The following is a 14,194-nucleotide window of genomic DNA, read 5'->3' on the forward strand; positions in this document are numbered from 1 at the left end:
TTATTGAATATGTTTATCGCCCGGTGACGCTGCGCTTACCGGGCCTACAGTTATCACTGCGTCTTGTAGGCCGGGTAAGCGAAGCGCCACCCGGCTTTTTTATTGAGTAAAAATCGTGAATACACTTGAACACACCATCGGTAATACCCCTCTGGTCAAGCTTCAGCGCATGGGACCGGACAATGGCAGTGAAATCTGGGTCAAACTGGAAGGCAATAACCCGGCGGGTTCAGTAAAGGACCGCGCCGCGCTTTCAATGATCGTTGAAGCCGAAAAACGCGGTGAAATAAAGCCTGGCGACGTCCTGATTGAAGCCACCAGCGGGAATACCGGTATCGCGCTGGCGATGATTGCCGCGCTGAAAGGCTATCAGATGAAGCTCCTGATGCCGGACAACATGAGCCAGGAGCGCCGGGCCGCGATGCTGGCCTACGGTGCCGAGCTGATTCTGGTCACCAAAGAGCAGGGGATGGAGGGCGCGCGCGATCTGGCGGCGGGAATGGCGCAGCGTGGCGAAGGGAAACTGCTGGATCAGTTCAATAATCCGGATAACCCCTATGCGCATTACACCACCACCGGACCGGAAATCTGGCAGCAGACCGCCGGGCGAATCAGCCATTTTGTCTCCAGTATGGGCACTACCGGCACCATCACCGGCGTATCCCGCTTTTTGCGTGAACAGGATAAGCCGGTGAGTATTGTGGGACTGCAGCCGGAAGAGGGCAGCAGCATTCCGGGTATTCGGCGCTGGCCGGCAGAGTATATGCCGGGGATTTTTAATGCTTCGCTGGTTGATGCGGTGCTGGATATTCACCAGCAGGATGCGGAAAACACCATGCGTATGCTGGCGGTACGGGAAGGTATTTTTTGCGGCGTTAGCTCCGGCGGCGCGGTGGCCGGCGCATTACGTATCGCGCGTGAAAATCCCGGCGCGGTAGTGGTGGCGATCGTCTGCGATCGCGGCGATCGCTACCTGTCTACCGGGGTTTTTGGCGAAGAGCACTTCAGCCAGGGGGCGGGGATTTAACGGGCTGGCGAGTCCAGCAGGTCGGTACCGTAGGAGTTATCTACGGTACACAGCCAGCGCTGCTCCTGCCGGCGAAAAACATAGGTGGCGCGGCGCGTGACCTGGGTGGTGCCTCCCTCCGGAGTCGGGATATCCAGCCGGGTTTCCATAATCACCAGCGCAGTGTCGCCGCCTTCCAGTATCTCCATTCTGCCTTGTGTCACCACCAGACGGTGCTGAAAATAGTCGGCAATGGCGAGAAAGGCTTTGCGGATGTTCTCCTTACCTTTCACCAGCCGTTCTGGCTGCACCACCAGCAGGGCATCCTCCGCGTAGTAGTCCATTAACGTATCGTAGTCTTCCTGCGATATTGCGCGGTCGCACGCTTCAATGACGGCTTTTAGCTGCGGGTTTACCATGAATACCCTCCGGGGTTAGTGCCGATAATGGGTCACCAGATTATCGAGAAATGTCCACAGCTTTTGGTTCATCTCGCGATAATCCCAGCTGCGCATCTCCTGTACGGAACGGATAAAACGCCGGCCTTTTGCCGCCTCAAGCTCCTCCTGCGAATGGGTGATGAGCCGTTCAATGACCTCTGCGTCAAATTCCATGTGGCACTGGAAACCATATACCCGGTCGCCATATTTCACAATTTGTCGCGGGCAACCTTCGCTTGCGGCCAGCACCGTTGCCGTCGGCGTCATGCCGGGCATATCGTTATGCCAGTGTCCCACGACCAGAGCAGGGCCAAAATGAGCGATATTCGGGTCACGTAAACCCTCTACGCTGAGGGTGACAGGGTAGTGGCCGATCTCTTTTTCCGGGCTTTGCATGACGGGGGCGCCCAGCGCTTCACCAATCAGCTGTGAGCCAAGACAGATGCCGATGACAATTCGCCCGGCGGCGATGGCCTGGGCAATAAGATTTTGTTCAGCATGTGTATCAAAATAAGCACACTCCGCCAGCGTAGTACGTGGTGACTGCGGGCCGCCGAGCACCACCAACATATCGAAGCCATCGGCGTTTGCCGGCAGCGGATCGCCGGCGTATACCCGTGACCAGCCGATGGTGTAGCCCCGATCCTGTGCCCAGTGGAGGCAGGCTCCCGGTGATTCAAAATGTTCGTGGACGATAAAATGAATTTGCATAGACGTCACTCCGGTCAGGGTTGTAGAACGAGGTGTAAATCGTCAGCCAGGCGCTCAATCTCATCATCGCTTAACGTTCCCGGCGATAGCCGAAGACCGTGCGATGGCGTGTGAATACCGAACGCTTCACCTTCGCGGACTAACCAGCCGGCGCGGGCTAAGCGCAGGGCGATTGGCTGGCTCGGCTCCGTTAGCGGCAGCCAGAAATTGAGGCCATCTCCCGGAGGGAAAGGGGGAAAACCGCGTTGGGTCAGGGCCGCGGCCAGTTTTTCATTCTGCCGATGATAATGGCGACGACTCTCCGCCAGCGAGGCAGTAAAGACGCTATCATTCAGGCAGGCAAAGGCAAAGCCCTGCAGCAGATGGCTGACCCACTGGCTGCCGGCGTTGAGCCGCAGACGTAGCGCTGCCGAGGTGGTGCTATCGCTGGCAACAAACGCCAGACGCAGGTCCGGCCCGAGCGTTTTTGACAGGGAGCGCACCAGCGCCCAGCGCTGAGTGGTGGCGGGCAGAGGGAAGTGCCAGGGCGTTGCCGATAACAATGCGAAGTGGTCATCAATAATCACCAGCACCTGCGGGTAATGAGCCAGTATCTCGCGAATAGCCGCTGCCCTGGCTTCACTGAAGCTACAGCCGGTCGGGTTGTGCGCGCGCGGGGTCAGAATGACGGCTCGCGCGCCGCTGCGTAAGGCCAGTTCCAGCTCGTCAGGCAACATCCCTTCTCCGTCAACTGCCACCGGACAGGCATGGAATCCGGCGTAGCGCAGCATATTGATACTGCTGAGGAAGCAGGGGTCTTCAACAACCACGCCGTCGCCGGGCAGAAGCAGGGCGCAAAGCAGCCGCTCCAGCGCATCGATGGCGCCACTGGTCAGGTTAATCTCAGCATGGATTCCCAGGTCCTGGTGCATCCAGCGCTGCGCCCAGGCCGCCAGCTTAGGTTCCACGGCGGCATCGCCGTACAGGTGTGGGGTCAGCGAGAGCTGACTCAGATAGCGAGCGAGATCCGGCAGGCGGCGGGGATCCGGGTTACCACCGGAGATATCTCTGAGTGGCGACGAGGGGTCTCCGCCTTCCTGCGGCAGGGGAGCATTCGCGGATTTAATGGCGGTACCGTTGCGCCCTTGACTGACGGCCAGCCCGGAGGTGACCAGCCGTTTATAGACCGCGGCGACGGTGTTGCGGTTAACCGTCAGTTCAGCAGCCAGCTCACGAACCGGAGGCAGCGTTTCTCCGGGTTTTAATACTCCGCTTTGTATCAGATGACGGATGTTATCAAAAATTTCACTGGCGGTTTTTCCAACGATCATTATTGACCTATGACAAAATGAATTTTAGCATAGGACGAATGATAATCAGAGTATGACCCGCTGTCCAGCGGGGGGAGAAGGGATGGGCCAACAAGACGAAATACAATCGGTACTCTTCAACGATAAGAGCCGGGCGCTGCAGGTCGACATCGTCGCCGTGCAATCGCAGGTCGTGTACGGCAGCGTCGGTAACAGTATCGCGGTGCCGGCCATTAAACAGCATGGACTGCGGGTGATGGCCGTGCCGACCGTGCTATTCAGTAACACGCCACACTACGATACGTTCTATGGCGGAGTGATTCCGGAAGCGTGGTTTGTGGGTTACCTGCAGGCGCTGGAGGAGCGTGACGCGCTGCGTGAACTGCGGGCGGTGACCACGGGATATATGGGCAGCGCGGTACAGATAGAACGCCTGGCGCAGTGGTTACGCCGGATCCGCGAATCTCACCCGCAGCTCTGTATTCTTGTTGATCCGGTCATTGGCGATGTCGACAGCGGGATCTACGTGAAGGCGGAGATTCCGGATGCCTATCGTACTCATCTGCTGCCGCTGGCGCAGGGGATAACGCCAAATTTGTTCGAACTGGAAACGCTGAGCGGAATGCCCTGCCGCCATCAGCAGGAGGCCATCGCTGCCGCGCGTAGTCTGTTATCCGACTCGCTGAAGTGGGTCGTGATTACCAGCGCCCCGGGAATGGACAGCGCGACGATTAACGTTCTGGTGGTAACGGCTGATTCGGTTGAGGTAGTGGTCCATCCGCGCGTTGAAACGGATCTGAAAGGTACCGGCGACCTGTTTTGCGCCGAGCTGATTAGCGGCCTGGTGTCGGGGCTGACGCTGGGAGCGGCGACGCAGGCTGCGGCGCAGCGGGTGCTGGCAGTGATGACCTGGACCGATCGGCAAGGCTGTGATGAGCTGATCCTGCCGCCGCCGGAGGTCACAGCATGAAGAGCTATCGTTTAGTTGTACGTCAGCAGGGGCGTATTGTTGGTTATTTTGAGACCGCCGGTAATGAGGCCCTGGAAGATGTCTGCGTGGCCCGGTCGCTGTTTGGCGTCACCGGTGGATACCAGTGCGATCTGTTGGTTTCAGATAGCGAACGGCGGATTCTGGAAAGTGGGCCAGAGGGGATGAAGATACTCTCCCGGGAGAAATGCTTTCGGCCGGTAAAATCCATCCTGTAAAAAAAATGGCGCCATAGGGCGCCATTTTTTCTGCGGCAAGAATTACTTCTTGATGCGAATGACCGGGGTTTCACCCACGGTAACGCTACCGGAGAGTTTGATCAGCTCTTTGATCTCGTCCATGTTGGAGATAACAACCGGAGTCAGGGTCGACTTGGCTTTCTCTTCCAGCAGCGGCAGATCGAATTCGATGACCGGGTCACCCACTTTCACACGCTGACCTTCTTCGGCAATACGTTTGAAGCCTTCGCCTTTCAGTTCAACGGTATCAATACCGAAGTGAACAAACAGCTCAATGCCGCTATCCGATTCAATAGAGAATGCATGGTTGGTTTCAAAGATTTTACCGATGGTACCGTCTACCGGCGCAACCATTTTGTTGCCGGTAGGTTTGATGGCAATGCCATCACCCACAATTTTTTCCGCAAAAACCACATCCGGCACGTCTTCGATGTTGACGATCTCGCCAGAGAGCGGAGCAACAATCTCAATAGTTCCGGAGTCTTTTTTGTCATCAGAAACCAGAGATTTCAATTTATCGAACAAACCCATGATCTTCTCCTAAGCAGTAATTTGGGCCGCGCATCTCGTGGATTAGCAGATTGTTTTTTCTTCAATGAACTTGTTAACCAGCGTCATTAACTCGTCCGTTGTCGGTTGAGCAAGAGCCTGCTCTGCTAATACTTTCGCATCTTCGAAGTTCGTGTTACGAATAATCTTCTTGATACGCGGGATGGAAATGGCGCTCATAGAGAATTCGTCCAGCCCCATACCCAGCAACAGAAGTGTAGCACGTTCATCGCCCGCAAGCTCACCACACATGCCAGTCCATTTGCCTTCGGCATGAGAAGCATCAATGACTTGCTTAATCAGCGTCAGTACAGATGGCGACATTGGCTGGTAAAGATGTGAAATCATATCATTACCACGGTCAACTGCCAGAGTATATTGCGTTAAATCATTGGTTCCGATACTAAAGAAATCGACTTCTTTCGCTAAATGACGGGCAATCGTTGCCGCGGCTGGTGTTTCAACCATCACGCCGACTTCGATTTTTTCGTCGAATGCTTTACCTTCGTCACGCAGTTCCTGCTTGTAGATCTCAATCTCTTTCTTCAGCGCACGCACTTCTTCAACAGAGATGATCATCGGGAACATGATGCGAAGCTTACCGAACGCGGAGGCGCGCAGGATGGCACGTACCTGGTCACGCAGGATCTCTTTACGATCCATCGCGATACGTACGGCACGCCAGCCCAGGAACGGGTTTTCTTCTTTCGGGAAGTTCATGTACGGCAGTTCTTTATCGCCGCCAATGTCCATGGTACGAACGATAACGGCCTGAGAACCGCACGCTTCGGCAACCGCTTTATAGGCGGCAAACTGCTCTTCTTCAGTCGGCAGCGCATCGCGGTCCATGAACAGGAATTCTGTACGGTACAGACCGACGCCTTCTGCGCCGTTGCGCTCAGCGCCATCGACGTCACGTACGGTACCGATGTTGGCGCAGACTTCAACCTGATGTCCGTCCAGCGTAATCGCCGGCAGATCTTTCAGCTTAGCCAGTTCTGCTTTCTCTTCAGCGACCTGAATCTGCAGTTTACGCAGCTCTTCGATTTGTTCGTTGGTCGGGTTAACCAGAACCTGGTTATTCACCGCATCAAGGACCAGATAATCGCCGTTTTTCACCTGGTTGGTGACGCTACCGGTGCCCACGATGGCAGGCAGTTCAAGGGAACGCGCCATGATAGAGGTGTGGGAGGTACGGCCCCCGGCGTCGGTGATGAAACCCAGCACCTTGTTCAGGTTCAGCTGTGCGGTTTCCGACGGAGTCAGATCGGCGGCAACCAGAATCACTTCTTCCTGAATCGCGCTCAGATCGATGATAGCCAGGCCGAGGATGTTGCGCAGCAGGCGCTTACCAATGTCACGTACGTCAGCCGCACGTTCTTTCAGGTATTCATCATCCAGCTCTTCCAGGGCAGTGGCCTGACCTTCGATAATCTCATTTGCTGCCGCATCGGCAGTCATCTGCTTATCTTTAATCAGGGCTATGATTTCCTGCTCAAGCTCCTCATCTTCCAGCAGCATGATGTGCCCTTCGAAGATGGCTTCTTTTTCTTCACCGAAAGTTTCACCAGCTTTGGTTTTGATGACCTCCAGCTGGGCGGAGGCCTTGGCGCGGCCGCTCAGGAAACGTTCGACTTCCTGATCAACCTTATCGGCAGAAATTTTCTTCCGGTCGATGACAATTTCGTCTTCTTTCAGCAGGAGAGCCTTACCGAAAGCGATACCCGGGGATGCTAAAATGCCTGAAATCATAACCCTACCTTACTTGTGACTGATATTAAAAAGAACCCGTGAACTTATTCGAGTTCAGCCATCAGTTTTACCAGATGCTCAACTGCTTTCTGCTCATCTTCGCCTTCAGCGGAGATAGTCACGACGGTACCCTGAGTCAGGCCCAGAGTCTGCAGTTTGAACAGGCTTTTGGCGCTGGCGCTTTTGCCGTTGGAGGTTACAGTGATCTCAGAAGTGAAGCCTTTTGCTTCTTTAACAAACTGAGCAGCAGGGCGGGTGTGCAGACCGTTCGGAGCGGTAATGGTAACTTCTTGCTGGAACATTATATTTCCCCAACTTATAGGTTTAGTGTTGTGGACCTAAAGTCTAGCCTAACGGCCAGGCTTTAGCCTGTATTGTTAGCGCCGGCATTACGTGTCTGGCTAAGGTGTCAGCAGCGTGTTCGCTGTGAAGACCATCTGGCCGTGGACGTCTGGCACGTCATTAAACATTATGCAGCGAAAGGAAGACTTGAACCAAATCATAAAATCGATTCAGCTTACGGAAATCCGATTATGAATAATTTCGCGCATCAAAATAAATGTGTTGGTTAAATACCAGACCCTACGCGGTGAATCAATGCCAGGAGGGGTAAAACTTTGACGTATGCCACAAAAAAGCACCTGAAAAGGTGCTTTTTTACACGATGCTAACGAGCTGGCATCACTGTTGCAGTTCTTTCTCGGTGAAGAGATCGGCAAACAGCGCGGTGCTTAAATAACGCTCACCTGAAGAGGGTAGGATAACCACAATATTCTTATTGGTAAAGGCCTCATCTTCCTGGAGCTTAAGCGCCGCAGCGACGGCCGCGCCGGATGAGATACCGGCCAGAATACCTTCTTCATCCATCAGACGACGTGCGGTGGAGATAGCTTCTTCGTTGGTGATAGCCACCACTTTATCAACCAGCTTCAGATCCAGGTTGCCTGGAATAAAGCCGGCACCGATGCCCTGAATTTTATGCGGACCTGGCTTCAGCTCAACGCCCGCCAGCGCCTGAGCGATAACCGGGGAGTCGGTCGGTTCAACCGCCACGGTGATCAGATCTTTTTTGCCTTTCGTGCCTTTAATATAGCGACTCACGCCGGTCAGCGTACCGCCGGTGCCGACGCCGGAGATAAAGACATCCACCTGGCCATCCGTATCTTCCCAGATTTCCGGGCCGGTGGTCTTTTCATGAATTTCCGGGTTTGCCGGGTTGCTGAATTGCTGCAGCAGCAGATATTTTTCCGGGTTGCTGGCGACAATCTCTTCTGCTTTCTGAATCGCGCCTTTCATGCCCTTCGCGCCTTCGGTCAGTACCAGATTCGCGCCGAGTGCTTTCAGCAGCTTACGACGTTCAATACTCATGGTTTCCGGCATAGTCAGCGTCAGCTTATAACCGCGCGCTGCCGCAACGTAGGCGAGAGCGATACCGGTGTTACCGCTGGTCGGTTCAACCAGCTCAACGCCTGCTTTCAGTACACCGCGTTTTTCGGCATCCCAAATCATATTGGCACCAATTCGGCATTTTACGCTAAAGCTCGGGTTGCGTGATTCAACCTTTGCCAGGATGCGCCCGTTACCGATTCGGTTCAGTCGTACTAACGGCGTGTGGCCGATAGTCAGGGAGTTGTCTTCAAAAATCTTACTCATGGCCCGTCCTTAACTGTATGAAATTTGGGATTACGGCTTCAGCATACCCGCTTAAAGAATATGCGGAAGTAAGGATTTAGCATATCTATATTCGGAAGGGAAATAATGGTAAGCCAGAAGGAATAAGGCGCGGTATATAGCCGCTGTGCTTCAGGCCACGCGTTTGCTGGCCTGAAGCACTGGGCACAAGGAGAGGGTGCTATTTCCACATGGCGTGTTTATCGCGATAGCAATCGACCCACATGGCCGTTGCGCCGCAAATGGCCACCGGCAGGATAACGAGGTTGAGGACCGGGATCATGGTGAACAGGCTGGTCAGCGCGCCAAACTGCATATTGGTGACTTTACGGGTCCGCAGCGCTTCGCGCATGGTTTTAAACGGCACTTTGTGGTTGTCGAAGGGGTAGTCGCAGTACTGAATCGCCAGCATCCACGCGCTAAACAGGAACCACAGTACCGGCGCCAGCGTCTGGCCAATTCCGGGAATAAAATAGAGTATCAGCAGTACGATTGCACGCGGCAGGTACCAGGCGAACTTTTGCCACTCACGCTTCATAATGCGCGGCACGTCTTTCATGATGCCAAAAACGCCCACGTCCGGCGGCGTGGCGCCGGTCAGACGAGCTTCGAGCTGCTCTGCGAGCAGGCCGCTAAACGGCGCGGCAATCCAGTTGGCGATGGTCGAGAAGAAGTACCCGAACACGAGCAGGATAGAGATGACCACGATGGGCCACAGCAGATAGTTCAGCCATTGTAGCCACTGCGGAACATGGTTCATTAAGGATGGGATCCAGCTATCCAGGCGGGTGAACAGCCACCAGAAGGCGCCGCCCATCAGAATGATGTTAACTAACAGAGGCAGAAAGACGTAACGACGAATCCCCGGCAGCCCGATCAGTTTCCAGCCCTGCGAAAAATAGTAGACGCCGCTACGCGGGGTAGATGCGGATGTTGAAACCATGGTCAGGCGATGCTCCTCTTTTGACATCCTAACTGAATGCCCGCTTATTTTATCGGGTTGTCAGACAATAACCAGTTAGGAAATGTTCGAAAAAACAGCAAAAAGCACGATTTAGTTCATCTTTATGTAGTGAAAGCGGTAGACACACTTGCACTCGACGTAATCGGCAAATACTCTTAGTGAGTAAATGTTTGCCGTGGTGGCAAGGTGTTAGAACAACAGAGAATATAATGATGCAGGATTTGCGTCTGATATTAATCATTGTTGGCGCGATCGCCATACTCGCTTTACTGGTACACGGTTTCTGGACCAGCCGTAAAGAACGTTCCTCGATGTTTCGCGATCGCCCACTGAAACGTATGAAGTCTCGCGATGACGAAGAGTCTGAGAACGATGACTTTGATGACGATGTTGAAGGCGTAGGTGAAGTTCGCGTTCACCGGGTTAACCACGCCCCAAATGGCGTGCATGGGGAGCAAGAAGCACCTCGTCAGGCGCCGCCGCAACACCAATACCAGCCTCCTTACGAGCGTCAGGTGCAGCAGCCTGTGCGTCCGGAAGAGCCGGTACGGCAGCAGCCCGTTCAGCATCAGGCACCGCAGCCTCATGTACCGTCGCCTCAGGTGCAACAGCCACCGCAACCTGTCGCGCCACAGCAGCCTGTGCCGCCGCAATATCAGCCTCAGCAGTCGCCTCAGCAGCCGGTAGTTCAGAGTGCGCCGCAACAGCCTGCTCAGGTACAGCAGCCAGCGCCGCAGCCTGTCGCCGCACAGCCTCAGCCGGCAGCTGAACCGCAGGTCTCCGAGCCTCAGCAGCCAGCGCCAGCGCCGCAGCCAAAAGAACGCAAAGAAACGGTTATCGTCATGAACGTTTCTGCGCACCAGGGCACGCAGATTAACGGCGAAGTGCTGATTAACAGCATCCAGCAGGCGGGCTTTAAATTTGGTGATATGAATATTTTTCATCGCCATCTCAGTCCGGACGGCAGCGGTCAGGTTCTGTTCAGCCTGGCAAATATGGTTAAACCGGGTACCTTTAATCCTGATGGTATGGCCGATATGACTACGCCTGGCGTAACGATCTTTATGCAGGTGCCGTCGTTTGGTGATGAGCTACAAAACTTTAAACTGATGCTGCAATCTGCACAGTATATTGCCGATGAAGTCGGTGGTGTGGTGCTGGACGATCAGCGTCGGATGATGACCCCGCAAAAACTGCGCGAATATCAGGACCGTATTCGTGAAGTTAAAGAGGCTAACGCCTGATTTATTCCCCGGCGTTTCGTCTACCAATCCAGAACCCCCGCCTGCCGGGGGTTTTTTATCATTGATGGTGTGATATGGAACCGATCGAACAAAAACTAACTGAACTGCGAACCACGCTTCGCCATCATGAATATCTGTACCACGTTATGGATACCCCGGAGATTCCCGATGCGGAATATGACCGGTTAATGCGCGAACTGCGCGAGCTCGAAGCTCAGCATCCGGATCTGATTACCCCTGATTCTCCAACCCAACGCGTGGGCGCGGCGCCGCTGGCGTCATTCAGCCAGGTCCGCCATGAGGTTCCGATGCTGTCGCTGGATAACGTCTTTGATGAAGAGAGCTTCCTTGCCTTCAACAAGCGCGTTCAGGATCGACTCAAGAGCAGTGATGACCTGATCTATTGCTGTGAGCTAAAGCTGGACGGGCTGGCGGTCAGCATTTTGTATGAAAACGGCGTCCTGGTTCAGGCGGCAACCCGTGGCGATGGCACCACCGGCGAAGATATCACCGCCAACGTCAGGACAATTCGCGCCATCCCGTTGAGACTGCGTGGCGACAATATTCCACAACGGCTGGAAGTTCGCGGCGAGGTCTTCTTACCGCAGGCCGGCTTCGAAAAAATTAATGAAGAGGCCCGCCGTACCGGAGGGAAAGTGTTTGCTAACCCACGAAACGCGGCGGCAGGTTCTCTGCGTCAGCTCGATCCGCGAATTACGGCGAAGCGACCGCTTACTTTCTTTTGTTACGGCGTGGGCGCGCTGACTGGCGGTGAGCTGCCGGAGAGCCATTCCGGCCGTCTGCAGCAGTTTAAGGCATGGGGGCTGCCGGTTAGCGACCGGGTAACGCTCTGCCATACCCCAGAGGAAGTGCTTACTTACTACCGTAAAGTTGAAGAAGACCGTCCGAATTTAGGTTTTGATATTGATGGTGTGGTCATCAAAGTCGATTCTCTGGCGCTTCAGGAACAGCTTGGATTTGTGGCCCGTGCGCCGCGCTGGGCGGTGGCGTTTAAGTTCCCGGCGCAGGAGCAAATGACTTTTGTGCGCGACGTCGAGTTTCAGGTAGGGCGTACCGGAGCCATCACGCCGGTGGCTCGCCTGGAGCCGGTGCATGTGGCCGGTGTTCTGGTGAGCAATGCTACTTTGCACAACGCCGATGAAATAGAGCGCCTGGGGCTGCGAATTGGCGATAAAGTGGTGATTCGCCGCGCGGGGGATGTGATTCCTCAGGTCGTCAACGTCGTACTCTCCGATCGCCCGGAGGAGACGCGAGAGATCGTCTTCCCGACCCATTGTCCGGTGTGTAATTCTGATGTTGAACGGGTCGAAGGCGAGGCGGTAACGCGCTGTACCGGCGGGTTAATTTGCGGTGCGCAGCGTAAGGAAGCGCTAAAACATTTTGTCTCCCGCCGCGCGTTAGATGTGGAGGGCATGGGGGATAAAATTATCGACCAGCTGGTTGAGAAAGAGTACGTCCACACTCCGGCAGATCTCTTCCGCTTAACCGCCGGGAAACTCACCGGTCTGGATCGAATGGGGCCTAAATCAGCACAAAACGTGGTTAATGCCCTGGAAAAATCAAAAGCAACCACCTTTGCTCGTTTCCTCTACGCATTAGGTATTCGCGAGGTCGGTGAAGCAACGGCAGCGGGGCTGGCGGCCTATTTCGCCACGATTGAAGCGCTGGAGCAGGCTACTATTGAGGAGCTGCAAAAAGTGCCGGATGTGGGAATTGTCGTGGCCACGCACGTTTTTCACTTCTTTGCTGAAGAGAACAACCGCGATGTGATCGCGCAGCTCCGCGCGGAAGGGGTCAACTGGCCTGCGCCGGTGGTGGTCAATGCCGAGGAGATTGATAGCCCGTTTGCCGGTAAAACGGTTGTCCTGACCGGCAGTCTCAGCCAGCTTTCTCGCGATGATGCGAAGGCGCGGCTGATGGCGCTGGGGGCAAAAGTCGCCGGCAGCGTCTCGAAGAAAACGGATCTGGTGATTGCCGGCGAAGCGGCGGGCTCTAAACTTGCTAAAGCGCAGGAGCTGGGCATCGCCGTCATTGATGAAGCAGAAATGCTGCGGCTGCTGGGAGAATAAGGTGGATAAGGATCAGCTCATTGAGATTGCTAATACGGACATGCCGTTTGGTAAATACAAAGGCCGTCGCCTGATTGATGTGCCGGAAGAGTATTTGCTGTGGTTTGCCCGTAAAGACCAGTTTCCTGCCGGCCATCTTGGCGAGCTGATGGCATTAACTTTGTTGATTAAAACAGAAGGGCTGACCCAGCTGGTCCAGCCCTTGAAGAAGCCTCGTTAAGCCTCAGAGGCGCGGGTTTTCTCCTGCGCCAGCCGTGCTTCAGCCTGCCGTTTATAGCGTCGTGCCAGAACGGCGCACACCATCAGCTGAATCTGATGGAAGATCATTAGCGGCAGCACCATGATCCCCAGAATCGACGTCGGGAAGAGGATGTTGGCCATCGGTATCCCGTTTGCCAGGCTCTTTTTCGAACCACAGAAAACAATCGTGATTTCATCGGCCTTATTAAAGCCGCATTTGCGTGCGACGAAGATATTAATGGCAATCACGATAGCCAGCAGAACCAGGCTGACGACCACGATGAAGAGTAACGAGCCGACGCCGACTTTATGCCAGATGCCGTTCACTACTGCCTCGCTAAATGCGGAATAGACCACCAGCAGAATCGAAGTCTGGTCGGTTTTTGAGAGCCACTTTTTATGCCGGGCAACCCAGTCGCCAATCCATGGGCGAGAGAGATGGCCAAGAACGAACGGCAGCAGAAGTTGCAGCATAATCTTACCGACCTGTTCCAGATTGCCGCCGGCGCCGTGCAGGTTCATCAGCAGACCGACCAATAGCGGCGAAATAAATATCCCCAGCAGACTTGAAGCCGATGCCGAGCAGACGGCCGCCGCGACGTTACCCCCTGCCAGCGAGGTAAAGGCAATGGCTGATTGAACGGTCGCAGGCAGAATGCAGAGATAGATAAATCCGGTATACAGCGCAGGGTCGACATTAATCGGCGCCCACCAGGCAAACAGCACGCCTAAAACAGGGAATACCACAAACGTGCTGCACATAACCCACAGGTGTAAACGCCAGTGGCTGCCGCCGGCGACGATGGCCTCGCGGGAGAGTTTCGCCCCGTGCATAAAAAACAGCAGCGCAATGGCGGCGGTGGTTAAATTTTCAAAGAAGGGAACAAAACCGCCGCGGGCCGGAAAAAAAGAGGCCAGCAGCACAACGGTGATAAGAGTCAGAGTAAAGGGATCAAGAATGCGGAAAAGTTTCATAAACGCTCCTGAAAATCGATATCGCTATTGTGCTTT

Annotated in this window: 15 protein-coding genes; 6 read left to right on the forward strand and 9 right to left on the reverse strand. The window is 54.7% G+C overall.

Annotated features, from left to right (window positions below; all coding sequences use genetic code 11):
• The first annotated feature begins 115 nt into the window (after positions 1-115).
• Positions 116-1,027 carry a cysteine synthase CysM gene (gene cysM, locus AC236I_RS06755; protein WP_182924984.1) on the forward strand — a complete coding sequence of 304 codons (912 nt, stop codon included), beginning with the start codon at positions 116-118 and terminating at the stop codon, positions 1,025-1,027.
• On the opposite strand, the gene AC236I_RS06760 is transcribed toward cysM, so the two are convergent.
• Genes AC236I_RS06760 through ptsJ form a run of 3 tightly spaced genes read right to left on the reverse strand, consistent with a single transcriptional unit; the run spans position 1,024 to position 3,467 of the window.
• Positions 1,024-1,425, reverse strand: a complete 402-nt coding sequence (locus tag AC236I_RS06760; protein ID WP_004866092.1) for a YybH family protein — start codon at positions 1,423-1,425, stop codon at positions 1,024-1,026. The two genes, cysM and AC236I_RS06760, sit on opposite strands and share 4 nt — an antisense overlap.
• A gap of 15 nt (positions 1,426-1,440) precedes the next feature.
• Positions 1,441-2,157, reverse strand: coding sequence for a type 1 glutamine amidotransferase (locus AC236I_RS06765; protein WP_048025196.1), 717 nt, complete (start codon positions 2,155-2,157; stop codon positions 1,441-1,443).
• Positions 2,158-2,171: 14 nt separating this feature from the next.
• A complete protein-coding gene (ptsJ, locus tag AC236I_RS06770; protein WP_487608721.1) occupies positions 2,172-3,467 on the reverse strand; it encodes a MocR-like B6 salvage transcription factor PtsJ in 1,296 nt (431 codons plus the stop codon).
• A gap of 82 nt (positions 3,468-3,549) precedes the next feature.
• Between ptsJ and pdxK the strand changes: the two genes are divergently transcribed.
• Both pdxK and AC236I_RS06780 read left to right on the forward strand, forming a co-directional pair.
• A complete protein-coding gene (pdxK, locus tag AC236I_RS06775; RefSeq protein WP_004866083.1) occupies positions 3,550-4,416 on the forward strand; it encodes a pyridoxine/pyridoxal/pyridoxamine kinase in 867 nt (288 codons plus the stop codon).
• On the forward strand, positions 4,413-4,652 hold the full coding sequence (locus AC236I_RS06780; protein ID WP_487608722.1) for a cytoplasmic protein: 240 nt from the start codon (positions 4,413-4,415) through the stop codon (positions 4,650-4,652). The genes pdxK and AC236I_RS06780 overlap by 4 nt, the downstream gene beginning before the upstream one ends.
• A 42-nt stretch (positions 4,653-4,694) precedes the next feature.
• On the opposite strand, the gene crr is transcribed toward AC236I_RS06780, so the two are convergent.
• The 5 genes from crr to cysZ form a co-directional block, all read right to left on the reverse strand.
• Positions 4,695-5,204, reverse strand: a complete 510-nt coding sequence (crr, locus tag AC236I_RS06785) for a PTS glucose transporter subunit IIA (RefSeq protein WP_003861316.1) — start codon at positions 5,202-5,204, stop codon at positions 4,695-4,697.
• 42 nt (positions 5,205-5,246) lie between these two features.
• Positions 5,247-6,974, reverse strand: coding sequence for a phosphoenolpyruvate-protein phosphotransferase PtsI (ptsI, locus tag AC236I_RS06790; RefSeq protein ID WP_484636851.1), 1,728 nt, complete (start codon positions 6,972-6,974; stop codon positions 5,247-5,249).
• A gap of 44 nt (positions 6,975-7,018) precedes the next feature.
• On the reverse strand, positions 7,019-7,276 hold the full coding sequence (gene ptsH / locus AC236I_RS06795; RefSeq protein ID WP_000487600.1) for a phosphocarrier protein Hpr: 258 nt from the start codon (positions 7,274-7,276) through the stop codon (positions 7,019-7,021).
• Between the two features lie 379 nt (positions 7,277-7,655).
• Positions 7,656-8,627, reverse strand: a complete 972-nt coding sequence (cysK, locus tag AC236I_RS06800; RefSeq protein ID WP_004865450.1) for a cysteine synthase A — start codon at positions 8,625-8,627, stop codon at positions 7,656-7,658.
• 199 nt (positions 8,628-8,826) lie between these two features.
• Positions 8,827-9,588 carry a sulfate transporter CysZ gene (gene cysZ, locus AC236I_RS06805; protein WP_004865446.1) on the reverse strand — a complete coding sequence of 254 codons (762 nt, stop codon included), beginning with the start codon at positions 9,586-9,588 and terminating at the stop codon, positions 8,827-8,829.
• Positions 9,589-9,818: 230 nt separating this feature from the next.
• On the opposite strand from cysZ, the gene zipA reads away from it, so the two are divergent.
• From zipA to AC236I_RS06820, 3 genes are all read left to right on the forward strand, one after another.
• Positions 9,819-10,853, forward strand: a complete 1,035-nt coding sequence (zipA, locus tag AC236I_RS06810) for a cell division protein ZipA (protein ID WP_015583739.1) — start codon at positions 9,819-9,821, stop codon at positions 10,851-10,853.
• 74 nt (positions 10,854-10,927) lie between these two features.
• Positions 10,928-12,943, forward strand: a complete 2,016-nt coding sequence (gene ligA / locus AC236I_RS06815; protein WP_004865440.1) for an NAD-dependent DNA ligase LigA — start codon at positions 10,928-10,930, stop codon at positions 12,941-12,943.
• Position 12,944: 1 nt separating this feature from the next.
• On the forward strand, positions 12,945-13,163 hold the full coding sequence (locus AC236I_RS06820) for a DUF3820 family protein (protein WP_004865436.1): 219 nt from the start codon (positions 12,945-12,947) through the stop codon (positions 13,161-13,163).
• Here AC236I_RS06820 and AC236I_RS06825 read toward each other — a convergent pair.
• Complete coding sequence (locus tag AC236I_RS06825) at positions 13,160-14,158, reverse strand: bile acid:sodium symporter family protein (protein ID WP_487608723.1); 999 nt, start codon at positions 14,156-14,158, stop codon at positions 13,160-13,162. The genes AC236I_RS06820 and AC236I_RS06825 overlap by 4 nt on opposite strands.
• Positions 14,159-14,194 lie beyond the last annotated feature (36 nt).

It is taken from the genome of Klebsiella sp. Sb-30, from assembly GCF_057652795.1.

What these genes read in the sequence shown, in the direction of transcription:
- zipA (WP_015583739.1), top strand. Translation starts at nt 9,819, where the DNA reads ATGATGCAGGATTTGCGTCTGATATTAATCATTGTTGGCGCGATCGCC.
- AC236I_RS06780 (WP_487608722.1), top strand. Translation starts at nt 4,413, where the DNA reads ATGAAGAGCTATCGTTTAGTTGTACGTCAGCAGGGGCGTATTGTTGGT.
- ptsH (WP_000487600.1), bottom strand. Translation starts at nt 7,276, where the DNA reads ATGTTCCAGCAAGAAGTTACCATTACCGCTCCGAACGGTCTGCACACC.
- ptsJ (WP_487608721.1), bottom strand. Translation starts at nt 3,467, where the DNA reads ATGATCGTTGGAAAAACCGCCAGTGAAATTTTTGATAACATCCGTCAT.
- cysZ (WP_004865446.1), bottom strand. Translation starts at nt 9,588, where the DNA reads ATGGTTTCAACATCCGCATCTACCCCGCGTAGCGGCGTCTACTATTTT.
- ptsI (WP_484636851.1), bottom strand. Translation starts at nt 6,974, where the DNA reads ATGATTTCAGGCATTTTAGCATCCCCGGGTATCGCTTTCGGTAAGGCT.
- crr (WP_003861316.1), bottom strand. Translation starts at nt 5,204, where the DNA reads ATGGGTTTGTTCGATAAATTGAAATCTCTGGTTTCTGATGACAAAAAA.
- AC236I_RS06765 (WP_048025196.1), bottom strand. Translation starts at nt 2,157, where the DNA reads ATGCAAATTCATTTTATCGTCCACGAACATTTTGAATCACCGGGAGCC.
- ligA (WP_004865440.1), top strand. Translation starts at nt 10,928, where the DNA reads ATGGAACCGATCGAACAAAAACTAACTGAACTGCGAACCACGCTTCGC.
- cysK (WP_004865450.1), bottom strand. Translation starts at nt 8,627, where the DNA reads ATGAGTAAGATTTTTGAAGACAACTCCCTGACTATCGGCCACACGCCG.
- AC236I_RS06825 (WP_487608723.1), bottom strand. Translation starts at nt 14,158, where the DNA reads ATGAAACTTTTCCGCATTCTTGATCCCTTTACTCTGACTCTTATCACC.
- pdxK (WP_004866083.1), top strand. Translation starts at nt 3,550, where the DNA reads ATGGGCCAACAAGACGAAATACAATCGGTACTCTTCAACGATAAGAGC.
- AC236I_RS06760 (WP_004866092.1), bottom strand. Translation starts at nt 1,425, where the DNA reads ATGGTAAACCCGCAGCTAAAAGCCGTCATTGAAGCGTGCGACCGCGCA.